This window comes from Pseudomonas sp. LY-1 (assembly GCF_053502595.1).
In genome coordinates, this window is record NZ_CP094353.1 from 3,899,488 (window position 1) to 3,921,063 (window position 21,576).

General features: G+C 61.7%; 21 protein-coding genes. 13 read left to right on the forward strand and 8 right to left on the reverse strand.

The genetic code is table 11. The features are described from left to right. The first annotated feature begins 131 nt into the window (after positions 1-131). The 3 genes from MOQ67_RS17760 (at position 132) to MOQ67_RS17770 (ending at position 2,955) form a co-directional block, all read left to right on the forward strand. Positions 132-1,766, forward strand: coding sequence for a methyl-accepting chemotaxis protein (locus MOQ67_RS17760; RefSeq protein ID WP_102618901.1), 1,635 nt, complete (start codon positions 132-134; stop codon positions 1,764-1,766). Between the two features lie 107 nt (positions 1,767-1,873). Next, positions 1,874-2,440: a nicotinamide riboside transporter PnuC gene (gene pnuC, locus MOQ67_RS17765; protein WP_017847251.1), complete on the forward strand. Its 567-nt coding sequence runs from the start codon at positions 1,874-1,876 to the stop codon at positions 2,438-2,440. Then, complete coding sequence (locus MOQ67_RS17770; RefSeq protein ID WP_102618900.1) at positions 2,437-2,955, forward strand: AAA family ATPase; 519 nt, start codon at positions 2,437-2,439, stop codon at positions 2,953-2,955. The genes pnuC and MOQ67_RS17770 overlap by 4 nt, the downstream gene beginning before the upstream one ends. Before the next feature lie 109 nt (positions 2,956-3,064). Here the strand turns inward: MOQ67_RS17770 and ggt are convergent, their stop codons facing one another. Continuing rightward, positions 3,065-4,789 (reverse strand): gamma-glutamyltransferase, encoded by a 1,725-nt coding sequence (gene ggt, locus MOQ67_RS17775; RefSeq protein ID WP_017847249.1) that lies wholly within the window; start codon positions 4,787-4,789, stop codon positions 3,065-3,067. 180 nt (positions 4,790-4,969) lie between these two features. Between ggt and MOQ67_RS17780 the strand changes: the two genes are divergently transcribed. Both MOQ67_RS17780 and MOQ67_RS17785 read left to right on the forward strand, forming a co-directional pair. Beyond that, positions 4,970-6,115 carry a MalY/PatB family protein gene (locus tag MOQ67_RS17780; protein WP_198717697.1) on the forward strand — a complete coding sequence of 382 codons (1,146 nt, stop codon included), beginning with the start codon at positions 4,970-4,972 and terminating at the stop codon, positions 6,113-6,115. A 93-nt stretch (positions 6,116-6,208) separates the two neighbouring features. Further along, positions 6,209-6,553: a hypothetical protein gene (locus MOQ67_RS17785; RefSeq protein WP_198717696.1), complete on the forward strand. Its 345-nt coding sequence runs from the start codon at positions 6,209-6,211 to the stop codon at positions 6,551-6,553. Between the two features lie 618 nt (positions 6,554-7,171). Here MOQ67_RS17785 and MOQ67_RS17790 read toward each other — a convergent pair. The 3 genes from MOQ67_RS17790 to MOQ67_RS17800 all read right to left on the reverse strand — a co-directional run bounded on the left by MOQ67_RS17790 (position 7,172) and on the right by MOQ67_RS17800 (position 9,124). After that, positions 7,172-7,387, reverse strand: coding sequence for a TOBE domain-containing protein (locus MOQ67_RS17790; RefSeq protein WP_003173733.1), 216 nt, complete (start codon positions 7,385-7,387; stop codon positions 7,172-7,174). Between the two features lie 313 nt (positions 7,388-7,700). Then, positions 7,701-8,609 carry a FecR domain-containing protein gene (locus MOQ67_RS17795; protein ID WP_104903077.1) on the reverse strand — a complete coding sequence of 303 codons (909 nt, stop codon included), beginning with the start codon at positions 8,607-8,609 and terminating at the stop codon, positions 7,701-7,703. Continuing rightward, positions 8,606-9,124, reverse strand: a complete 519-nt coding sequence (locus tag MOQ67_RS17800) for a sigma-70 family RNA polymerase sigma factor (RefSeq protein WP_017847246.1) — start codon at positions 9,122-9,124, stop codon at positions 8,606-8,608. Before MOQ67_RS17800 ends, MOQ67_RS17795 begins: the two co-directional genes overlap by 4 nt. A gap of 359 nt (positions 9,125-9,483) precedes the next feature. Between MOQ67_RS17800 and MOQ67_RS17805 the strand changes: the two genes are divergently transcribed. Together MOQ67_RS17805 and MOQ67_RS17810 are read left to right on the forward strand one after the other, a co-directional pair. Continuing rightward, the gene (locus tag MOQ67_RS17805) at positions 9,484-10,734 is read left to right on the forward strand and encodes a ribonucleotide-diphosphate reductase subunit beta (RefSeq protein WP_079443666.1); all 1,251 of its coding nucleotides are present in this window, start codon (positions 9,484-9,486) and stop codon (positions 10,732-10,734) included. A 55-nt stretch (positions 10,735-10,789) separates the two neighbouring features. Then, complete coding sequence (locus MOQ67_RS17810) at positions 10,790-11,278, forward strand: DUF1289 domain-containing protein (RefSeq protein ID WP_017848468.1); 489 nt, start codon at positions 10,790-10,792, stop codon at positions 11,276-11,278. A gap of 93 nt (positions 11,279-11,371) precedes the next feature. Here MOQ67_RS17810 and mdeB read toward each other — a convergent pair whose 3' ends face one another. Next, positions 11,372-14,062, reverse strand: a complete 2,691-nt coding sequence (mdeB, locus tag MOQ67_RS17815; protein ID WP_198717832.1) for an alpha-ketoglutarate dehydrogenase — start codon at positions 14,060-14,062, stop codon at positions 11,372-11,374. Between the two features lie 191 nt (positions 14,063-14,253). On the opposite strand from mdeB, the gene MOQ67_RS17820 reads away from it, so the two are divergent. The 3 genes from MOQ67_RS17820 (at position 14,254) to MOQ67_RS17830 (ending at position 16,947) form a co-directional block, all read left to right on the forward strand. Beyond that, on the forward strand, positions 14,254-15,180 hold the full coding sequence (locus tag MOQ67_RS17820; protein ID WP_169865675.1) for a class I SAM-dependent methyltransferase: 927 nt from the start codon (positions 14,254-14,256) through the stop codon (positions 15,178-15,180). A gap of 148 nt (positions 15,181-15,328) precedes the next feature. Further along, complete coding sequence (pcsA, locus tag MOQ67_RS17825) at positions 15,329-16,045, forward strand: phosphatidylcholine synthase (RefSeq protein ID WP_017848465.1); 717 nt, start codon at positions 15,329-15,331, stop codon at positions 16,043-16,045. 122 nt (positions 16,046-16,167) lie between these two features. Next, positions 16,168-16,947, forward strand: coding sequence for a TSUP family transporter (locus MOQ67_RS17830; protein WP_046383211.1), 780 nt, complete (start codon positions 16,168-16,170; stop codon positions 16,945-16,947). Here MOQ67_RS17830 and nudC read toward each other — a convergent pair. Together nudC and MOQ67_RS17840 are read right to left on the reverse strand one after the other, a co-directional pair. Continuing rightward, complete coding sequence (nudC, locus tag MOQ67_RS17835; protein WP_198717833.1) at positions 16,915-17,748, reverse strand: NAD(+) diphosphatase; 834 nt, start codon at positions 17,746-17,748, stop codon at positions 16,915-16,917. The two genes, MOQ67_RS17830 and nudC, sit on opposite strands and share 33 nt — an antisense overlap. A 5-nt stretch (positions 17,749-17,753) precedes the next feature. Then, a complete protein-coding gene (locus MOQ67_RS17840; protein ID WP_198717834.1) occupies positions 17,754-18,566 on the reverse strand; it encodes a crotonase/enoyl-CoA hydratase family protein in 813 nt (270 codons plus the stop codon). A gap of 205 nt (positions 18,567-18,771) precedes the next feature. On the opposite strand from MOQ67_RS17840, the gene MOQ67_RS17845 reads away from it, so the two are divergent. From MOQ67_RS17845 to MOQ67_RS17855, 3 genes are all read left to right on the forward strand, one after another. Beyond that, entirely contained in the window at positions 18,772-19,326 is a 555-nt protein-coding gene (locus MOQ67_RS17845) for a UPF0149 family protein (RefSeq protein ID WP_017848461.1), read from the forward strand. A gap of 91 nt (positions 19,327-19,417) precedes the next feature. Continuing rightward, entirely contained in the window at positions 19,418-20,674 is a 1,257-nt protein-coding gene (gene aroA / locus MOQ67_RS17850; protein WP_017848460.1) for a 3-phosphoshikimate 1-carboxyvinyltransferase, read from the forward strand. Positions 20,675-20,706: 32 nt separating this feature from the next. Continuing rightward, positions 20,707-21,093: a hypothetical protein gene (locus tag MOQ67_RS17855; protein WP_046383210.1), complete on the forward strand. Its 387-nt coding sequence runs from the start codon at positions 20,707-20,709 to the stop codon at positions 21,091-21,093. Positions 21,094-21,160: 67 nt separating this feature from the next. On the opposite strand, the gene MOQ67_RS17860 is transcribed toward MOQ67_RS17855, so the two are convergent. After that, positions 21,161-21,538: a hypothetical protein gene (locus MOQ67_RS17860; RefSeq protein ID WP_198717835.1), complete on the reverse strand. Its 378-nt coding sequence runs from the start codon at positions 21,536-21,538 to the stop codon at positions 21,161-21,163. Between the last annotated feature and the right edge of the window lie 38 nt (positions 21,539-21,576).

A 21,576-nucleotide genomic window follows, 5' to 3' on the forward strand; every position in this document is an offset into this window, starting at 1 on the left:
CCGGTCTGCAAAAATTCCGTGAAAAATCAGGCAGTACTCAGGTTTTTCGATTTCAGGCCGAAAGCCTATCAGACAAGGCGTAAAAGTCGATGCAGCGCCGACAATTATAAAAAGCACGGAGTGACAGGACGATGAACAGTTTACGCAATATGTCGATCAGCCGCCGTCTCTGGTTGATCCTGGTAGTTGCCGTGTTGATGCTGTTGGCCCTGGGTTTGCTGATGCTCAAACAGATCCATGACGACCTCTATGAAGCCAAAAGCCTGCAGACCCGACACGTCGTACAGACCGCCAGTGGAATCCTGACGTTTTATCACAGCCTCGAAACCAGCGGCGTCATGCCCCGTGAAGCGGCACAAAAACAAGCCCTGAGCGCGGTGCGCGGCCTGCGCTATAACAAAGACGAATATTTCTGGATCAACGACCTGACGCCGGTGATGATCATGCACCCGGCCAACCCCAAGCTCGACGGCCAGAACCTCTCGTCGATTCGCGACCCGGACGGCTTTGCGATATTCAACGAGTTCGTGAGCCTGGCCAAGGCCAAGGGTGCCGGTATCGTCAATTACCGCTGGCCGAAGCCGGGTGCCGATACGCCGATAGAAAAAACCTCGTATATCCAGTTGTTCGAACCGTGGGGCTGGATCATCGGCTCCGGCGTGTATGTGGATGACGTGCAAGCCGAATTCAACGCGCAAGTGTGGAAAGCCTCGGGTGTCGGCCTGGGCATCGCCGTGGTCATGGCCCTGCTGGTCTCGTTGATTGTGCGCAGCATCGTGCGCCCGCTGCAGGCCGCCGTGAATGCCATGGCCAGTATCGCCAGCGGCGAGAGCGACCTGACGCGCAGCCTCGACACCCATGGCCGCGACGAAGTCACTCAACTGTCCCAGCACTTCAACAGCTTCACCGCCAAGCTGCGCCACGTCGTCGGCCAGTTGCAGATGTGCGCCAATGCGCTGGGCCAGTCCTCCACTGAGCTGGGCAACAACGCCAGCCAGGCCCACGACCGCAGCCAGCAACAGTCGCAACAGATGGAACTGGTGGCCACCGCGATCAATGAAGTCACCTACGGAGTGCAGGACGTGGCCAAGAACGCCGAGCATGCCGCCAGCGAAATGCGCGATGCCCAGGCCCAGGCCGAGCAAGGCCAAGTGAACATCGACAGCAGCTTGCAGCAGATCGACCAACTGTCCACCACCATCAGCCAGGCCGTGGAAGTGATTCGCACCCTGTCGAGCGAAAGCACGCAGATCGGTGGCGTGCTCGAAGTGATCCGCTCCATCGCTGACCAGACCAACCTGCTCGCCCTCAACGCCGCCATCGAAGCCGCGCGTGCCGGTGAGCAAGGCCGCGGGTTTGCGGTGGTGGCGGACGAAGTGCGGCTGCTGGCCCAACGCACGCAGAAATCCACTGCTGAAATCCAGGTCATGATCGAGCGTCTGCAAGGTCACTCGGAAGCGGCGGTCAAGGTCATCAGCGACAGCCACAGCGCGTCGCAACTGACCATCGAACAGGCCGGCCAGGCCGGGGCCAGCCTCACTGCCATCGGCCAGGCCCTGCGCAACCTCAATGGCCTGAATGCCTCGATCGCCAGCGCCACCCTGCAACAGGCCCACGTGGTCGAGGACATCAACCAGAACGTGACCCAGGCCGCCGGGTTGTCCCACAACACGGCAGTGGCGGCCGAACAGTCCAGCGTGGCCAGCGCACACTTGCGCGGGTTGAGCGAGCAGCTCGACGGCCTGCTGCGTCAATTCAAAGTCTGACGCCACTCAAACTGTGGGAGGGGGCTTGCTCCCTCCCACATTTGCCTTCCTGTGTTTTGAAGATTGGTTACAATCCCCGCCCTTTCCCTCTCTCCCAAGGAACCACCATGTCCGGGCTTGAACTGTTCGCCGCCGCGCTGGGGGTGATCGCTGTCTGGCTGACGGTCAAACAAAACCCCTGGTGCTGGCCCATCGGCCTGGTGATGGTGCTGCTCTACACCTGGGTGTTCTACGACGTGAAACTCTATTCCGACATGCTGTTGCAGGTGGTCTACGCCGCCCTGCAAGTCTACGGCTGGTGGCAGTGGACCCGACGCGCCGGGGACATCAAGCCAGGTCGCCAAGTCACCAGCCTGGGCTGGTCCGCAATCCTTACCAGCCTGGCTATCGGCGCGGTCGGCAGCCTGTTGCTCGGCGCCGCCATGGCTCACTGGACCGACGCCGCCCAACCCTGGCTCGACGCCGCCCTCACCGGCTTCAGCCTGGTGGCGCAGATGTGGATGGCGCAAAAGCGCGTGCAGTGCTGGCCATTGTGGATTGTCGTGGATGTGATTTTCGTCGGGCTGTTCCTCTATAAAGGCCTCTACCTCACCGCCGCGCTCTATGCGCTGTTCACCGCGATCGCCGTGCAAGGCTGGCGCGAATGGCGTGCCGACGCGGCGTTGCGCGCATGAAGGTGGTGGTCCTGGCCGGCCCCGAATCCAGCGGTAAAAGCTGGTTGGCCGCGCAGTTGCAAATGCAGTTCGGCGGGCTGATGGTGGGCGAGTACGTGCGGCACTTCATCGACCACCATCAGCGCGACACCACGCTGGCCGACATCCCGGCCATCGCCCGTGGACAACTGGCCTGGGAAGATGCCGCCCGCGCCGAGCGCCCTGCGCTGCTGATCCTCGACACGCACCTGCTGACCAACAGACTCTGGAGCCAGACCCTGTTCGGCGACTATCCGACATGGCTTGACGACGAACTGCTGGCCCGCCACTACGACCTGCACCTGCTGCTGTCCCCCGACGACGTGGAATGGACCGCCGACGGCCAGCGTTGCCAGCCGGAACTGGCCGACCGCCAGGCGTTTTTCCAGCACAGCCTGGATTGGATGCAGCAGCATCGCCAGGCCCTGGTGGTGATCAGGGGAAATTGGGAAGAACGCCGCGCCAAAGCCTTCGCAGCCGTCAAACAGATACTGTAGGAGCGAGCTTGCTCGCGAAAAACGCAAGAACACCGCGTTAATCCAGAATGCCCGCGTTATCGTTGACGCTCTTCGCGAGCAAGCTCGCTCCTACAGTGAGTTGCGGCGCTTAGTAGCCCAGGGACAGGCCGGTATTGCGACGCGGGTCGTTGGCCCCATAGAAACGGTTGTTGCCGACCGGCTTGCCGTCCAGGGACGGCGCGCCCACCAGGATCGCCGCCAAGTGGTTGGCATCCTGTGGCCCGGCAAACTTGTGGCCCCAGCTCTCAAGGATCTTCTGCGTATCCGGGCTGACCGCGAAGGTCTCGAGGTTGGTGGTGTCCGGCATCCACTGCTGGTGGAAACGCGGCGCGTCGACGGCCTCCTGGATGTTCATCTTGTAATCGATGACGTTGAGAATCGTCAGCAAGGTCGCGGTAATGATGCGACTGCCGCCCGGCGTGCCGACCACCATCACCGCCTTGCCATCCTTGGTCACGATGGTCGGGCTCATCGACGACAGCGGCGCCTTGCCTGGTGCGATGGCGTTGGCTTCACCCTGGACCAGGCCGTACATGTTCGGCACGCCGACCTTGACGGTGAAATCGTCCATTTCATCGTTGAGGATCACCCCGGTCTTGCTCGCCATCACGCCGGCACCGAACCAGTCATTGAGGGTGTATGTCACCGAGACCGCGTTGCCCCACTTGTCGACGATGGAATAGTGGGTGGTGTTGTTGCCTTCATGGGGCGCTACGCCCGGTTTGATCGCCTGGGAGTCGCCGGCCTTGTTCGGCTCGATGGCGTCCCGCAGTTTCGTGGCGTAGTTTTTGTCCAGCAGGTGTTCGATCGGGTTCTTTACGAAGTCCGGATCGCCGAGGTAGCTGTTGCGATCCACATACGCGTGGCGCATGGCTTCAATCTGGTAGTGCAGGCCCTGGGCCGAGTGGTAGCCCAGGTCGGCCATCGGGTAGCCTTCGAGGATGTTCATGATCTGGCAGATCACCACGCCACCGGAGCTCGGCGGCGGTGCCGAGACCACGTGGTAGCCCCGATAGTCGCACTCGATGGGCGCCAGTTCACGGGTCTTGTACTTGTCGAGGTCGGCCTGGGTGATGATGCCCTTGCCGGCCTGGCTGGAATCCACCAACGCCTTGGCGACCCAGCCTTTATAGAAACCGTCGCTGCCCTTGGCGGAGATTTCCTTGAGGGTCTTGGCCAGGTCTTTCTGCACCAGCTTCTGGCCGACCTGCAACGGCTGGCCGTTGTGCAGGAAGATTGCGCGCAGGTCCTTGTCTTTTTCGAACTCGCCGGTGGCGGTGTGCAGCAGGTCGATATCACCCTGCTCCAGCGCGAAGCCGTTTTCCGCCAGCTTGATCGCCGGGGCAATCACCTGGGCGCGCTTGAGGGTGCCGTATTTGCTCAGGGCCAGCTCCATGCCGGACACGGTGCCGGGGACGCCGACGGCCAGGTGGCCCTTGGCGCTCAGGCCTTCGACGACGTTGCCGGCCTTGTCCAGGTACATGTCGGCGGTGGCGGCCAGCGGGGCTTTTTCGCGGAAGTCGAGGAAGGTCTTGCGCCCGTCGGCCAGTTGCACGGTCATGAAGCCGCCGCCGCCCAGGTTACCCGCCGCCGGGTACACCACTGCCAACGCGTAGCCCACGGCCACGGCGGCATCCACCGCGTTGCCGCCGGCCTTGAGCACATCTACGCCGACATGCGTGGCCAGATGCTGGGCCGTTACCACCATGCCATTTTCACCGGCCACCGGGGCCTGGGAGGCGGCTTGCACGCCGCTGACCGTCAATACCAGCGCAGTGGCAATCAAAGTACGGCTGAAGGGTTGGTATTTCATCCTTGGCTACTCGGGTTATTGAGATGCACCAAAATAGCCCGACTTGGATGCAATCCCCAGCGCAGTGGCGTTTTTATGACAGAACCTGTCGGTCACGGAACGATTCAGCGCTGGCCTCGACGGCCAATGGCGCTAGAATCGGCGCCATTCTTCACCTGACTCTCCGACACGAGCCTCCCCATGAGCTTTGATTTCGACACGATCCATCCCCGCCTCGGCACCGGCAGCACCAAGTGGAACCGTTACCCGCCCGACGTGTTGCCGATGTGGATCGCCGACATGGACATCGCCGCGCCACCCGCCGTGCTTCAAGCCCTGCACCAGCGCCTCGACCAGCAGATTCTCGGCTACAGCGTGGCCGGCCCGGACGTGCGCGCGGCCATCGTTGCCGACCTGTGGGCCAAATACGCCTGGCGCGTGCAGCCGGACGAATTGCTGTTTCTGCCCGGAGTAGAACCCGGTTTCAATATGGCGCTGCATGCCTTCGTACAGCCCGGCCAAGCGGTGGTGCTGCAAACCCCCAACTATCGGCCGATTCGCCTGGCGCCCGGAAACTGGAACCTGCCGCGCATCGAAGTGCCGTTCAAGCTGGTCAACGCGCAGTACATCACGCCGATGCCGCTGCTGCGCCAGGCGCTGACAGGGGCCGGCGCATTATTGCTGAGCAACCCGCACAACCCGGTGGGCAAAGTCTTCCCCCGCGAAGAACTGCTCGCAGTGGCCAATGCCTGCCTGGAACAGGGCGCGCTGATCATCAGCGATGAAATCCACGCCGAGCTGTGCTTCGACGGCCGTCGCCACATCCCCACCGCCAGCCTCAGCCCGGAAATCGCCCAGCGCACCATCACGCTGATGTCCGCGAGCAAGGCCTACAACGTGGCCGGCCTGAAGACCTGTTTTGCCGTAGTGCAAAACGCCGAGATGCGCGAGCGCTTCAACCAGGCGCGTTGCGGCATGGTCGACAGCGTCAGCCCCCTGGGCCTGGAAGCCACCCGCGCGGCCTACAGCCAATGCAGCGACTGGCTCGAGGCATTGCTGCAGTACTTGCAGGCCAACCGCGACTACCTGCTCGACGCGGTAACAACCCGCCTGCCCGGCGTGGTCATGCATGCGCCTCAAGGCACCTTTCTGGCGTGGCTGGATTGCAGCGCCCTGGGCCTGGACGACCCGCAACAGTTCTTCCTGGAACAGGCCAAGGTCGGTTTGAGCGCGGGGATCGAATTCGGCGATGACTGCCAGCAGTTCGTGCGCCTGAACTTCGGCTGCCCGCGGGCGTTGCTGGAAGAGGGTCTGCAGCGGATGGAACGCAGCTTGCTCACCCGTTAAAACTGACTGGCTCCTTCCCGGAGCCAGTCGTTCGATGGTGTTGGCCCACCCTTGGGCGTGCGTCAGGTTTGAGGATGACCAGTTTCAACTTTCATGCTGCTCACCTGCACAGTCCGGATGGATGAGCCCGCTTGGCGTGGCGCATTTATCACCATAGTCACACCGTCGTTGGTGATGAACATTGGTCGTGCCCGATCATCCTCCGTATCGCTGGAAAAGGCATTGTTGAAGACAAGTGCGCGGCTATTCCACGGCGTATCGCCGCTCGTATCAACGGATAAATCACCGGTGGGCGAAACACGCCAGCCAGAGTTGACCGTTGAGCGTGAACATATGGTTCTCATCATTACCCTGGATAAAACTTTGCCCTCGTTCAACCGTAGTCACATTGGAAAAAGACTGGAAATGCGCGATTTTCTTCACCCCTTCCGTATTTGATTCCTGGGTTTTTATCGAGATCGTATTCGTCTTGAAGTTAATGACGTGCCCCGCTTATCGCGGCTACTTTGTCCGCTCCATTTTCTTTATAGGGGGTCGTTAGTATGATATTATCGACTTAACTTCCCTGTATAGATGAATGCCTTGATCGGAAAACACTAGCAAAGCAAAAAGCATTCAACTGTCAGACTTATCTATTTACCGTCATTATCGTTTGATAACAATATATTTCGACTGCACGCCTGAAACTCAAACACTAAAGAATACGCGCGACCAATGCCCTTGCCCCCTTCCACCCAAGATCGGTACGCAGCTCCATACGCGGTTCAAAAACAGCGCCAACAGTAAGAAGGTCGAAACCCACAACGACACTCCCAAACTGTTTGACTACCTGCAGCGCCCCCTCACTAAGTTCCAGGCATTTATCTCATTTTATACCCTGCACCAACGCTCATAAAAACCATGCACCCTTTGAATACTCCGACAGGTTCGACTCAGCCAGGACTTCGAGTCCCTCTGCGGCGTAGTTGCCAGCCAGAACGCCGGCGACCAGAGCCTCGGCGTCAACAGCGCCGCCATCGCCAGCAAGCGGGCGCCTACAGTGAATTACGCAAGTCTTTAGAGTTTGGCGATGGAAACTTCAGTCGATTTCACAAAGGCAATCACTTCACTGCCCACCTTCAACTCCAGGTCACGCACCGAGCGCGTGGTGATCACTGAAGTAACGATGCCGGACGCGGTCTGCACGTCGATTTCCGACACCACTTCCCCCAGCAGAATCTCCTTGATCACGCCCTTGAACTGATTACGCACGTTGATCGCTTTAATGGTCATGTCGGCTTTCCTTTTGGCTGTTAGGTCGATCTGCACGAATGTGCAGAGCCTCAAAGTGCGCCACCCACAAAAACATTAAAAGGAATATATAACTATTTGTTTATTCCATATGGGCATATCAAAGCTGTTTCACCGCCAACAGTCGATCAACAGCTTGCCCTCCCCGCTACAGCTTTCTCCGCTCGAAACCACGTAAACATGCGTGGGCCGGCCTTGCAACCACGCGAAGCCGTCAGCCTGCTGGGCCCCAGTGTCTGAAACCTTCCGTCGAAACGAAACAAAACAACTGCCACATTTTTGATCGCCAGTGTCTTCAAGTGAGTGTGACCCAATACCGCGTCCGCGCCTGCACCTCGAATCCTAGACTCGAGGCCAGCAGGCTGAGGATGCGGTCGGTGTCATCCAGGCGAAAACTGCCCGTCACCCGCAACGTCTCCAGGTTCGGCGCCCAGCGCAACACGCCTGGGCGATAGCGCGCAAGCTCACGCAGGAAATCCCCCAGCGCCTGGTTCTGTGCGGTCAGCACGCCGTCGCGCCAGCCCAGTTGCAACACATCGAACGGCACCCGCGCACCGAGCCCGCCGGCGCTCAATGGCGCTTGCTGGCCGTCCTGCAACGTCGCCAGTTGCCCGTTCACGTCGCGCACCTGCACGCGGCCCTTGAGCACCGACACCCGGCAGCCGGCAGCCAGTTGGCGCACGCACACCTCGGCCTGACTGACCCGCACCTCGCCGTAGCGCGTGCGTAGCGTCATCGCGTGTGCGCCCGGCACGTTCAGTGCCAGTTCGCCGTCCACCAGCGTGATGCGCCGTTGCGCCGGGTCCACATCCACGGCCGTGGCGGTATTCAGTTGCAGGCTGCCGCCCTCGGCCAACGGCAGGCGCCTGCGCTCGCCGGTGGCGGTGTGCAGGTCGGCGCGCCAACTATCTATAGGTAACTGGCGACTGATCAACCAGGCCGTCGGCACCAGCGCCGCCACGCCCAACGCACGCTTGAGCAACGCCCGCCGCCCCACTTGCGGGCGGTCGAGGCTGGCCATCGCCAACGCCTGGGGCAGCGCGCTGAAGCGCTGGCGCAGGGCCTGGGCTTTCTGCCAAGTGTGTTCGTGCTGCGGATGACTGTCGCGCCAGTGCTGCAACGCAGCATGATCGCGTTCAGTGGCCGCCCCCGACTCCAGCAGCGCAAGCCATTGCGCGGCCGTTCGCGCAACCTCACGGTTCACAGGTCCACCAGCAGGCAATGTTCATAGGCTTGCGCCATGTAACGCTTGACCGTGCGCTCCGACACCTCAAGCCGCTCGGCAATCTCTCGATAGCCCAGGCCCTCCAGCTGACTCCAAAGAAACGCCCGGCGCACCAGTGCAGGCAAGCCGTCGAGCAATTCATCCAGGGCTTGCAGGGTTTCCAACACCAGCCAGCGCTGCTCGGGAGATGGCACGCAGGCTGGCGGCAGGTTGCCGAGTGCGGTCAGATAAGCCTGCTCAAGGCTGCGGCGCTGATGAAAATTGACCAGCAGGCGCTTGCCCACCGTCACCAGATAGGCCCGCGGTTCCTGCATCTGCGCGAGCGGCTGGGCACTGGCGAGCACCCGCACGAAAGTGTCCTGGCTCAGGTCAGCCGCATCCCAGGCATTGCCCAGGCGCCGCCGCAGCCAGCTTTCCAGCCAACTGCGATGGTCGCGATACAGGCTCGACAACGTCGGTTCGGCGGCGTGCGAAGGGACAACAGCATCATTCATGGCAAGCAACCTGCGCAGCGCGATTGAGTCTCAAATGAGATTAATTCTAATTAATATCGCGGCGAGACACCACGTTCTTTTCAACGGGGCGTTCATACGGGCATCAAAGGCCAGTGAACCCAGGCTTTGCCACCACAGGTGTGCCTGGCAGCGACCTAAAACCGCACACGTTGTCCGTTGACCATGCTGATCACACCCCATATAGTGTGCCCACACCAACAAACAACCACTACATAGTGTGCGAACTCGTAAAACGCTGACCATACTATGCGCAGTATTTCAATGCCTTGAAGCCTGCAAATCACTTATTTTTGGACGGGTTCACACACCGTCAGCACAGACCAGGAAGGAGTATTTCAATGCTGAGTTGGGATGAAGTCGACAACGAAGACACCGGTGCAGCGGTGATCAGAGGCGCCAACGCCGGCCACGCCACCGAAGCCAACATGGACCGCCTCGACGGTGCCGGCGCCGCTGCCGCCATCGAAGCCCGCGCCGTCACCGCCAACGACTCCGCCGCGATCATCCGCGCCAAGGCTGCCCTCGACAAACTCGACATCGCCGAAGGCCTCGCCGAGCTCGAAGGCGCCTCCGCCCGCGTCGCTGTCGACGAAAAGCGCATGATCAACTGCCGCGCCGACCTCAACCAGCTCGTGCCCTTCAAGTACGACTGGGCCTGGCAGAAATACCTCGACGGCTGCGCCAACCACTGGATGCCGCAAGAGGTCAACATGACCGCCGACATCGCGCTGTGGAAAAACCCCGAAGGCCTGACCGACGACGAACGCCGCATCGTCATGCGCAACCTCGGCTTCTTCTCCACCGCCGACTCGCTGGTCGCCAACAACCTGGTCCTGGCCGTGTACCGCCTGATCACCAACCCGGAGTGCCGCCAGTACATCCTGCGCCAGGCCTTCGAAGAGGCGATCCACACCCACGCCTACCAGTACTGCATCGAATCGCTGGCCATGGATGAAGGCGAAATCTTCAACATGTACCACGAGATCCCATCGGTCGCGAAAAAAGCCGCCTGGGGCCTCAAATACACGCGCTCCATCTCCGACCCGAAATTCGAAACCGGCACCGTCGACACCGACAAAGAACTGCTGCGCAACCTGGTCGCCTACTACTGCGTATTGGAAGGCATCTTCTTCTATTGCGGTTTCACCCAGATCCTCTCCATGGGCCGGCGCAACAAAATGACCGGCGTGGCCGAGCAGTTCCAGTACATCCTGCGCGACGAGTCGATGCACCTGAACTTCGGCATCGACGTGATCAACCAGATCAAAATCGAAAACCCACACCTGTGGGACGCCGAGATGAAGGAAGAAGCGACCCAGATGATCCTGCAAGGGACCCAACTGGAGATCGAATACGCGCGCGACACCATGCCACGCGGTGTACTCGGCATGAACGCGGCGATGATGGAGGACTACCTCAAGTTCATCGCTAACCGTCGTCTGTCGCAGATCGGTTTGAAGGAAGAGTATCCAGGGACGACTAACCCGTTCCCATGGATGAGCGAGATCATGGACTTGAAGAAAGAGAAGAACTTCTTTGAGACCCGTGTGATCGAGTACCAGACTGGCGGTGCGTTGAGCTGGGATTGATTGAAAAAAACGGCCCCTTCAGGGGCCGTGTTGTTTCACCTGTCGATGTTTTTTTATGCCCAATCAAACCATCAAGACCCCCTGCGTCGGCCTGTGCTCCACCGTTTACGGTGATCTGGTCTGCCGCGGGTGCAAGCGTTATCACCATGAAGTCATCCAGTGGAATGGCTACAACGCCGAGGAAAAACAGGCGGTGTGGCTGCGCCTTGAGCAACTGCTGGTGCAGGTGATGGCCTCCAAGCTGGACGTGTTCGACCCACAACGCCTGCGCCAGCAACTGGAAAGCCGCAAGATTCGCTTTATGCCGCATCAGTCGCCGTATTGCTGGGCCTACCAGTTGATTGCCCGGGGTGCGCGGGTGATTACCAGGCTGGATGCATATGGCCTGGTGTTGCTGCCGGAGTTTCGCGAGCACAGCCTGGCGGATTTGCGCGATGGAATTGATCGCGAGTTTTTCCTGCTGTCCGAGGCGCATTACCAGCGGTATATCGCCCCCGTGTTCCTGAAAGAGGCCTTTGGGCCAGCCCTGATCGCCACGCTCTAAATGATGTGGGAGGGGGCTTGCCCCGATAGCAGTGTGTCAGTCAGCTTATGGGGCACTGACCCGGCGCAATCGGGGGCAAGCCCCCTCCCACATTTAGGTCCAGGACGCTGCACGCTCCGCCTGGAGGCCATAGCGTTCAATCGCCTGCTGGCATACCTGCCGATCCAGACTGCCCTGCTCCGCCAATGCCGTTAGCGCCGCCAACACCAGGTGATGGCGATCCACCTCAAAAAAATCCCGCAACGCCGCCCGTGTATCGCTGCGCCCGAAACCGTCGGTGCCGAGCACGGTGTAGGGGGAATCCAGGTACGAAGCAATCATCTGCGGCACCGCCCGCACGTAGTCCGACACCGCAACCACCGGGGCGCCCTTGGGCAGGCAATCATTCACATGACTGACGCGCTGGATCGCCTGCGGATGCAAGCGATTCCAACGCTCCACCTCCCGCGCCTGCCGTGCCAGTTCGCTGAAGCTGGTCACGCTGTAGACCTCACTCGCCACCTGCCAATCGTCCGCCAATAGCTGCGCAGCCGCCTGGGCTTCACGCACCAGCGTACCCGAACCGAGCAGGCGCACCTGGGCGTCAGGCGCGCCCTGCAAGCGGTACATACCTTTGATGATCGCCGCTTCCACCCCCTCGGGCAGGCTCGGCTGCGGGTAGTTTTCGTTCATCAGGGTCACGTAGTAGAACTCGTCGACATCATGCTCCAGCATCTGGCGCATGCCGTGGTCGAGGATCACCGCAAACTCCCCGGCGAACGCCGGGTCGTAGGCACGGCAGTTGGGGACGCTGGCGGCGCTTAGGTGGCTGCTGCCGTCCTGATGCTGCAGGCCCTCGCCGCCAAGGGTGGTGCGGCCGGCAGTGGCGCCCAGCAGGAAGCCACGGGCGCGCTGGTCGGCGGCGGCCCAGATCAGGTCGCCCACGCGCTGAAAGCCGAACATCGAGTAATAGATGTAGAACGGCAACATGCGCAGGCCATGCACCGAATAGCTGGTGGCCGCCGCGACCCAGGAGCTGATGGCGCTGGCTTCGCTGATGCCCTCTTCGAGGATCTGCCCGTCGGTGGCTTCGCGGTAGCTGAGGATCGAGCCGATATCTTCCGGCTCGTAGCGTTGGCCGACGCTGGAGTAGATGCCGATCTGCTTGAACAGGTTGGCCATGCCGAAGGTACGCGCCTCGTCGGCGACGATCGGCACGATGCGTGGCCCCAGGTGCTTGTCCTTGAGCAGGTTGGTGAGCATACGCACGAAGGCCATGGTGGTGGACATCTCCTTACCCGCGGCAGCCGTGGCGAAGCCGGCGTAACCGGCCAGAGGCGGCACACTGACCGGCGCGGCGGCCTGGCAGCGACTGGGCACATAGCCGCCCAGGGCGTTGCGCCGTTGATGCAGGTAGCGCAACTCCAGGCTGTCAGCGGCCGGTTTGAAGAAACTCAACGACTCGGTCTGCTCATCCGTCAGCGGCAACTGGAAACGATTGCGGAAGGCGATCAGCGCCTCGCGATCGAGTTTCTTCTGCTGGTGGGTGGTCATCTTGCCCTGCCCGGCTTCGCCCATGCCGAAGCCTTTTTTGGTCTGGGCCAGGATCACCGTGGGCTTGCCCTTGACCCGCCGCGCCGCGTGGTAGGCGGCGTGGATCTTGACCATGTCGTGGCCGCCGCGCTTGAGGCGGTCGATCTGTTCGTCGCTCATGCCCTCGACCAGCCTGGCCAGGGACGCGCTCTGGCCGAAGAAGTGCTCGCGGTTGTAGGCGCCGTCCTTGGCGGCGAAGGTCTGGAACTGCCCGTCCACGGTCTGCGACAGCGTATTGACCAGGGCGCCGTCGCTGTCCTTGGCGAGCAAGGCGTCCCAGTCCGAGCCCCACACCAGCTTGATCACGTTCCAGCCGGCGCCGCCGAACAACGCCTCCAGCTCATCGATGATCCGCCCATTGCCACGCACCGGGCCGTCGAGGCGTTGCAGGTTGCAGTTGACCACCCAGGTCAGGTTGTCCAGGCCTTCGCGGGCGGCCAGGGTCAGGGCCGACATGCTTTCCGGCTCGTCCATTTCGCCGTCGCCGAATACGCCCCAGACGTGGCGCTCGGTGGTGTCCTGCAAGCCGCGGTGCTGCAGGTAACGCATAAAGCGCGCCTGGAAAATCGAGCTGATCGGGCCGATGCCCATGGAGCCGGTGGGAAACTGCCAGAAGTCCGGCATCAACCACGGGTGCGGGTAACTCGACAAACCGCGCGCGCCGACCTTGGCCCCGCCGATTTCCTGCCGGTAGTGCGCCAGGTCCTGCTCGCTCAGGCGCCCCTCCAGGAACGCCCGCGCATAAATGCCCGGCGCGGAATGCGGCTGGTAGAACACCAGGTCGCCGCCAAAGCCGTCGTGGCGGGCACGGAAAAAGTGATTGAAGCCCACTTCGAACAAATCCGCCGCGCTGGCGTAGCTGGCGATATGACCGCCGAGTTCGCCATACGCCTGGTTGGCGCGCACCACCATGGCCAGGGCGTTCCAGCGCACCAGCGAGGCCAGGCGTTCTTCGGTGGCCAGGTCGCCGGGAAACGCCGGCTGCTGCTCGACGCTGATGCTATTGATATACGGGGTGCCGTGACGGGGTTTCCAGTCGATGTGCGGGGCGCCACCTTCACGGGCCAGCACGTCGAGGATCTGCCGCGCCCGCGCCGGGCCGGCGTTGGCCACCAGCGAGGCCAGGGCGTCGCGCCACTCGTCCTGCTCGATTTGATCACCGGCGAGCTGATCCGTTGCGGTGTGATTCACTGCGCTCGCAAAACCGTTCATGGGCACCTCCAGGCTTTTTTTCCAGTTTATGTCGATGACTGAGGATTTTTTGCCTGATGTCAGGCGTACCAAAGCGTATTTTGAGCATGAATCGCTGCCAATCAGACGTTTCCCAGCACGTTGTGCTCCAACCCCCCGAAACCTCGCCATTGTGTTTAAAATGCCGCCCGCTCAACGAACGACGCTCAACGATGAACCCCGACGCCCTCGCCACACTGCACGCCCACCTGCTGACCGCCCTGGCCACGCCACCGACCGAAACCCGGCGCCTGTTCCACGGGCGCGGCCGTTGCTGGCCGGGCCTGGAGCAACTGACCGTGGACTGGCTGCAGGGCGTGGTGCTGGTCGCGCTGTTCAAGGAGCCGGAGGCGGCGCACCTGGACGCGCTGAAACAGCTGCTGGTTCAGTTCGAATGGGCGCAGTCCGGCGCCCACACGGTAGCCCTGCAGCACCGCTACCTGCCGCAAAGCACCACCGAATGGCTGGTGGGCGATGCGATCGATGAGCTGACGATTACCGAAGGCGGCCTGCGCTACCTGATCGACCTCGGTAAAAAACAGAACAGCGGGCTGTTTCTCGACATGCGCTATGGCCGCAACTGGGTGCGCGAACAGGCCAAGGGGCTGCGGGTACTCAACCTGTTCGCCTACACCTGCGGGTTTTCCGTGGCGGCCATCGAGGGCGGCGCCGAGCATGTGGTGAACCTGGACATGGCCCGCGGCGCCCTCAGCCGGGGTCGCGACAACCATCGCCTGAATGGGCATGACCTGAGCCGCGTTACCTTTCTTGGCCACGACTTGTTCAAGTCCTGGGCCAAGGTCATCCACAGCGGCCCCTATGACCTGGTGATCATCGACCCGCCGTCCTTCCAGAAAGGCAGTTTCCTGCTGACCAAGGATTACCAGCGCGTGCTGCGCCGCCTGCCGGATTTGCTCACGCCACAAGGCACGGTGCTGGCGTGCATGAATGACCCGGCGTTCGGCGAGGACTTCCTGATCGACGGCGTGACCCGCGAAGCACCGGGCCTGCACTTTGTCGAACGGCTGGAAAACCCACCGGAATTCCCGGATATCGATCGGCAAAGCGGCTTGAAAGCCTTGGTGTTCCGCCAAGGCTGATGCCGAAACGTCCGACGCTTGCTACGCTAAGCAATCACCGGGGTGGTGAACCTTATCCTCCCCTTCCCGGTCGATACCTGCATCCCCTGGCCAGACTCGACGCTGCCACAGCGTCGGCTGCCCCGTTTCACCCTTTGGAGAACCGCCCGTGATATCGACCCTGCATGTAGCCAGACTGAAAGCCTGGGGCGCCCACGGCTTCACTGCCACCGGAGTGGTGTTGGCCTTCCTGGCCACGCTGGCCTTGCTGGAGAACTCACCCAAGGCGTGCCTGCTGTGGCTGGGCCTGGCACTGGTGGTCGATGGCGTCGACGGTTCCCTGGCCCGCCGCGTGAATGTCAGCACGGTACTGCCCAGCTTTGACGGCTCGGTGCTGGACCTGGTGATCGATTACCTGACCTATGTGTTTATCCCGGCACTGTTTATCTACCGCTATATCGACCTGCCGGACTTTACCCACCTGTTCACGGTGTCGGTGATCCTGGTGTCGTCGCTGTTCTGCTTCTGCAACGTGAACATGAAAAGCAAGGACAACTACTTCGTCGGCTTCCCCGCCGCCTGGAACGTGGTGGCCCTCTGCGTGTATATCATCCAGCCCGACGCGTGGGTGACGTTGCTCACGGTGATTGGCCTGGCGCTGCTGACCGTGACGCCGATGAAGTTCCTGCACCCGTTCCGGGTCAAGCGGTTCATGCCGATCAACATCGCGGTGACCACGCTCTGGTTGCTGTGCAGCTTCTTGATGGTGGTGGATTACCCGAACACCAACCCGTGGACGTTTGGGTTGTGGTCGCTGATGTCGGCGTACTTCCTCGGGATCTGCATCTGGCGCACCGCGCTGGAGTGGCTGGGCACCCACAAATAGCCAGGCCGGCACCGTTTGAATGTGGGAGGAGGCTTGCGCCCTCCCACATTTGGATTTGCGTACACCGGGCAGGTAAGATGGCCGCCTTTCGCATAGCGCCCTGCCAACCATAAGCCCTGCCCATGCCCTTCGAACTCAGCGTAGACCTCACTACCCTCGCCATCCTGGCCGTCGTTGCGTTCATCGCCGGCTTCATCGACGCCATCGCCGGCGGTGGCGGCTTGCTCACCACCCCGGCCCTGCTCACCGCCGGCATGCCGCCCCATTTGGTACTGGGCACCAACAAACTCAGCTCCACCTTCGGCTCGGCCACCGCCAGTTTCACCTTTTACCGACGCAAGCTGTTTCACCCGCGCCAGTGGGTACATGCCATCGTCGGTACGTTTATCGGCGCCCTGGCCGGCGCCATCGTCGCCCACTACCTGCCCGCCGAAACCCTGAACAAGATGCTCCCGGTGATCGTCTTCGGTTGCGGCCTGTACCTGTTGTTCGGCGGCACGCCCAAGGCGCCGCTGGAGGGCGACGCACCGATCAAGAAGAAATGGCAGGCCACCCAAGGCTTCGGCCTGGGCTTCTACGACGGCGTGGCCGGCCCCGGCACCGGCGCGTTCTGGACGGTGAGCACGATGCTGCTGCACCCCATCGACCTGGTCAAAGCCAGCGGCGTGGCGCGCAGCATGAACTTCGTCAGCAACGCGGCAGCGCTGTCGGTGTTTATCATCAACGGTTCGGTGGACTGGATCGTCGGGCTGGCCATGGGCGTGTCGGTGATGGTGGGCGCGTTCTTTGGCGCACGCAGCGCAATCAGCGGCGGCGCCAAATTCATTCGCCCGGTGTTTATCACCGTGGTCCTCGGCCTGACGGTGCGCCTAGCCTGGCAGCACTGGTTCAGCGTGGCCTAAGCGGCGGGCCACGTAGAGGTCGATCAGGTAACGCGCAATCGAGCGTGACGCCGGCAACGGCGGCAAGTCGTGGATGTTGAACCACTGCGCGTCCTCGATCTCATCGGCCTGGGGCACGATATCGCCACCGGCGTACTCGGCATGGAAGCCCAGCATCATCGAATGGGGAAACGGCCAGCACTGGCTGCCCACGTACTGGATATTGCGGACTTCCAGCTGCACTTCTTCGTGAACTTCGCGGATCAGGCAGTCTTCGGCCGACTCACCCGGCTCGGCAAACCCCGCCAGCGTGCTGTAGACCCCGGGGACAAAGCGCGGCGACCGCGCCAGCAGGATCTCGTCGCCACGGGTCACCAGCACAATCATGCTCGGCGAGATGCGCGGGTAGCTGCGCAGGTCACAAGCCTCGCAGAACATCGCCCGCTCCCGAGGCACCTGAACCATGGCCTGGCCGCAACTGCCACAAAAACGGTGTTCCCCCGCCCAGGTGCCGATCTGCGCGGCATAGGCCAGCACTTTGTACAGCCGGTGATCGCCTTGCAGCATGAAGCCGCGCAGGCCTTGCCAACTGCATCCAGGCACGTCGCTGGCGGCATTGAGTTCGAGCAGGTACACCGGCTCGCCGTCAAGATGGCCGATACCGTGTTCGGCGAACACCGCCAGGTCCTGGCGCTTGAGCCATTCCCGCGGGAACAGCGCGCCATTGGTGTCGTGTAAAAAACCCTCGCGGCTGCGCGCGACGGCCCAGCCGCCGGGGGTTTGGTTGTCCAGCAGTGTGGTGGTAATCCAGCCTGGGGTCATATCAGTCAATCCACGAATTCGGGTTTCTGCTTGCTCATATGGGCCGCGATGGCCACGCGCAAGTCGTTGGATTGCAACATAGCGGCGTTCCAGGTGGCAACGTATTCCAGACCGTCATTGACTGTATGGTCACGCATGTAGCTGATCATGGCCTTGGTGCCGGTCACGGCAATCGGCGATTTGGCGGCGATTTCCCGAGCGATGTCCAGTACGCCGGCCAACAGGCTTTCCTGATCGGGATACACGCGATTGACCAGGCCGATACTGCGCGCTTCCTCGGCGCCGAACTGGCGACCGGTGTAGGCCAGCTCGCGCAGCATGCCATCGCCGATGATGCGCGGCAGGCGCTGCAGGGTGCCGACGTCGGCCGCCATGCCGATGTCGATTTCCTTGATGGAAAACTGCGCATCCTCGGCGGCGTAACGCATGTCGCAGGCGCTGATCAGGTCGATGGCGCCACCGATGCAGTAGCCCTGGATCGCGGCCAGCACCGGCTTGCGGCAGGTGTCGACGGCGTTGAACGAGGCTTGCAGTTCGAGGATCTTGCGCCGCAACAGGCGTGCATTACGGCCCACGTCCTTGCCAAAATCATTGGCCACCGAGGCCAGCATCATCAGGTCGATGCCGGACGAGAAATGTTTGCCGGCACCGCTGAGCACCACGGCGCGCACGGCGTCGGTGTCGTCGACCCAGCGGAAGATATCGATGATCTCGGTCCAGAACGCCGCGTTCATGGCGTTGATCTTTTCCGGGCGGTTGATCTGCACATGGGCAACGTTGCCAATGAGCTCGACGACGAAGGCTTGGTATTCGGACATGGCAGTGATCCCTGACTGGCGAGTAATAAGAGCCGAACTATAACAAGGGTGAGCCACGGCGCATCAGCCAAAAACGGGACTGCTAAAATTCATCCGGGACGGGCTGCCGGCCTTGGAAAAGGCTGGATAAAAACCGCCTCAGGCGCCATCCTTCGCGCTTTAAGCCGCTGCCGCAGCGGCGCTCGACGTTTAAAGGATACGCCCCATGCTCACCCAACCTCTGGCCCCCGCCGATTTCGACCTGATCGAAGAAACCCTGCTCAAGTACGGTGACGACCACTCGGTGCTGAACCTCGCCGAACTCGATGGTTACTTCTGCGCGCTGGTGTCCAGCCCGGCACCGGTGGATATCGCCGAGTGGTTCCCGGCGATCTGGGGCGGGCAGAACCCGCAGTGGGAAAGTGCCGAAGAAGCCAAGCAGTTCCTCGAACTGTGCGTTCGCCACATGAACGCCCGCGCCGCCCAACTGGCCACCGACGCCAAAGGTTTCCGGGCGCGCTTCGACGACACGGAGCATCAGGGCCAGACCCTGACCCTCGCCGAAGAATGGTGCTTTGGCTATATCCGTGGCGCCGCTATCGGCAACTGGCCTGAACTGCCCGCCGAACAGGCCGCACTGCTGGAGAAAATCTCCTGGTGCGCCGAACAGGACAACTTCGAACTGCCGGCGGACCTCGATGTACAGGCGCATCAGCAGCGCGTCAGCGAGATCGAACCGGCGGCGCGGGCGCTGCATGATTACTCGCTCGCCCAGCGCTAAGCCTCGACAAGCGTGACGTCTATGCCCGATTATTCGGGTCCGCCCGTCGGCCACTCCGTGCCACCTTGCCTTGAATCAGGAGCCTTGTACCTTGAGTTCGCAGAAAACCGTGACCGTTACACCGCCCACTTTCCCCCTCAATGGCAAGGTCGCGCCCCCCGGCTCCAAATCCATTACCAACCGCGCGCTGTTGCTCGCCGCCCTGGCCAAGGGCACCAGCCGCCTCAGCGGCGCGTTGAAGAGCGATGACACCCGGCACATGTCGGTGGCCCTGCGCCAGATGGGCGTGATCATCGACGAGCCGGACGACACCACCTTCGTGGTCACGGGCCAAGGCCAGCTGCAATTGCCTGCGCAGCCGCTGTTCCTCGGCAATGCCGGCACCGCGATGCGTTTTCTCACCGCCGCCGTCGCCACCGTGCAAGGCACCGTGGTGCTGGACGGCGACGACTACATGCGCAAACGCCCGATCGGCCCGCTGCTCGCCACCCTCGGCCAGAACGGCATCCAGGTCGACAGCCCGACCGGTTGCCCGCCGGTTACCGTGCATGGCGTGGGCAAGGTCCAGGCCAAGCGCTTTGAGATCGACGGCGGTCTGTCCAGCCAATACGTATCGGCCTTGCTGATGCTCGCGGCCTGCGGCGCAGCGCCGATTGAAGTGGCGCTGACTGGCAAGGACATCGGCGCCCGCGGCTATGTGGACCTGACCCTCGACTGCATGCGTGCATTCGGCGCGCAGGTCGAGGTGGTCGACGACACCACCTGGCGCGTCGCTCCCAGCGGCTACACCGCCCATGACTACCTGATCGAACCGGACGCCTCCGCCGCCACCTACCTGTGGGCGGCTGAAGTGCTGACCGGCGGGCACATCGATATCGGCGTCGCCGCACACGACTTCACCCAGCCGGACGCCAAGGCCCAGGCGCTGATCGCACAGTTCCCGAACATGCAGGCCACGGTGGTGGGTTCGCAAATGCAGGACGCGATCCCGACACTTGCCGTGCTGGCCGCGTTCAACAACAGCCCGGTGCGCTTCACCGAACTGGCCAACCTGCGGGTCAAGGAATGTGATCGCGTGCAGGCGCTGCACGACGGCCTCAACCAGATCCGCCCAGGCCTGGCCCGCATCGAAGGCGATGACCTGCTGGTGGCCAGCGATCCGGCACTGGCAGGCACGGCCTGCACTGCACTGATCGACACCCACGCCGATCACCGCATCGCCATGTGTTTCGCCCTGGCCGGGCTGAAGGTCTCGGGTATTCGTATTCAGGACCCGGACTGCGTGGCCAAGACCTATCCTGACTACTGGAAGGCACTGGGCAGCCTGGGTGTCGCCCTGCGCTACTGAGTCCGCGACGTCGAGATGGGGAGGGCTTGATCATGAACATTCGCCAACCCTGCCCGCCCGGCGCCTGTGTCTGTGACCGCGAACAGCTGCTGCAAACCCCAGGCGCCGACCTGCGCATCCTCAACCTGACGCGCCAGGAAGAAAAACGCCTGATCGAACGCCTGGAAGACCTGCAAAGCCTGCAAGACCTCGAACACATGCAGCAGCGCATGTACGCGCTATTGGGTATCCGCGTGCAGGTCGCGCCGGGGCACACCGAGGTCAAGAGCATGCGCGGGATTCAGATCGTCATCGACGAACTGCCCGGCCTGTGCCGCAAGACCCGGCAATCGATCCCGGCGGCGATTCGCCGAGGCCTGGAGAAACGACCGGAGATTGCCTACCGGCTGCTGGATGCACATGACCTGCTTGGACTCTAGTCGGTCCTTTCAGTGCATCGCCACCAAGCTGCTGCTCCAGGCCTGACGCGTGCCGCAACTAACGTAGTTACCAGATGAAATTATCGCCACCTTTCACGCCATGCCCATTAAGCACGTCTTGGTAAGTCATAGTGGGATACTTGATAAGCCTGTCCACTTGCTCGGAGTTCAAATCTTGAACTTCTCTAGGCGATATATTTGGAAACTCTTTCCCATGTGCATCCACCACTTGCTGAAAGTTCATATTGGGATATTTATCGAGCGTATTGTGTTGATCAAAGGTCAAGTTTTGCAGGTCGCCATTCGATAGATTTGGAAACGGACTGTCTTGGTCCGCATTGTTTTCCTGCTCTTGTCTCACTTGATCTTGCGTGGGTTTTCCCTGGGATGTGTCAATGGGAGGAGCAATCGGTGCGGATCCAGATACAGCAGAAATTGAAGTCATTATCAAATCTCCAGTGATTGTGAACGCCTTGATTGGTT

Excerpts from the sequence above, each read along its gene's own strand:
- MOQ67_RS17760 (WP_102618901.1), top strand. The coding sequence starts at position 132 with ATGAACAGTTTACGCAATATGTCGATCAGCCGCCGTCTCTGGTTGATC.
- pnuC (WP_017847251.1), top strand. The coding sequence starts at position 1,874 with ATGTCCGGGCTTGAACTGTTCGCCGCCGCGCTGGGGGTGATCGCTGTC.
- MOQ67_RS17770 (WP_102618900.1), top strand. The coding sequence starts at position 2,437 with ATGAAGGTGGTGGTCCTGGCCGGCCCCGAATCCAGCGGTAAAAGCTGG.
- ggt (WP_017847249.1), bottom strand. The coding sequence starts at position 4,789 with ATGAAATACCAACCCTTCAGCCGTACTTTGATTGCCACTGCGCTGGTA.
- MOQ67_RS17780 (WP_198717697.1), top strand. The coding sequence starts at position 4,970 with ATGAGCTTTGATTTCGACACGATCCATCCCCGCCTCGGCACCGGCAGC.
- MOQ67_RS17785 (WP_198717696.1), top strand. The coding sequence starts at position 6,209 with ATGCTGCTCACCTGCACAGTCCGGATGGATGAGCCCGCTTGGCGTGGC.
- MOQ67_RS17790 (WP_003173733.1), bottom strand. The coding sequence starts at position 7,387 with ATGACCATTAAAGCGATCAACGTGCGTAATCAGTTCAAGGGCGTGATC.
- MOQ67_RS17800 (WP_017847246.1), bottom strand. The coding sequence starts at position 9,124 with ATGAATGATGCTGTTGTCCCTTCGCACGCCGCCGAACCGACGTTGTCG.
- MOQ67_RS17805 (WP_079443666.1), top strand. The coding sequence starts at position 9,484 with ATGCTGAGTTGGGATGAAGTCGACAACGAAGACACCGGTGCAGCGGTG.
- MOQ67_RS17810 (WP_017848468.1), top strand. The coding sequence starts at position 10,790 with ATGCCCAATCAAACCATCAAGACCCCCTGCGTCGGCCTGTGCTCCACC.
- mdeB (WP_198717832.1), bottom strand. The coding sequence starts at position 14,062 with ATGAACGGTTTTGCGAGCGCAGTGAATCACACCGCAACGGATCAGCTC.
- MOQ67_RS17820 (WP_169865675.1), top strand. The coding sequence starts at position 14,254 with ATGAACCCCGACGCCCTCGCCACACTGCACGCCCACCTGCTGACCGCC.
- MOQ67_RS17830 (WP_046383211.1), top strand. The coding sequence starts at position 16,168 with ATGCCCTTCGAACTCAGCGTAGACCTCACTACCCTCGCCATCCTGGCC.
- nudC (WP_198717833.1), bottom strand. The coding sequence starts at position 17,748 with ATGACCCCAGGCTGGATTACCACCACACTGCTGGACAACCAAACCCCC.
- MOQ67_RS17840 (WP_198717834.1), bottom strand. The coding sequence starts at position 18,566 with ATGTCCGAATACCAAGCCTTCGTCGTCGAGCTCATTGGCAACGTTGCC.
- MOQ67_RS17845 (WP_017848461.1), top strand. The coding sequence starts at position 18,772 with ATGCTCACCCAACCTCTGGCCCCCGCCGATTTCGACCTGATCGAAGAA.
- MOQ67_RS17855 (WP_046383210.1), top strand. The coding sequence starts at position 20,707 with ATGAACATTCGCCAACCCTGCCCGCCCGGCGCCTGTGTCTGTGACCGC.
- MOQ67_RS17860 (WP_198717835.1), bottom strand. The coding sequence starts at position 21,538 with ATGACTTCAATTTCTGCTGTATCTGGATCCGCACCGATTGCTCCTCCC.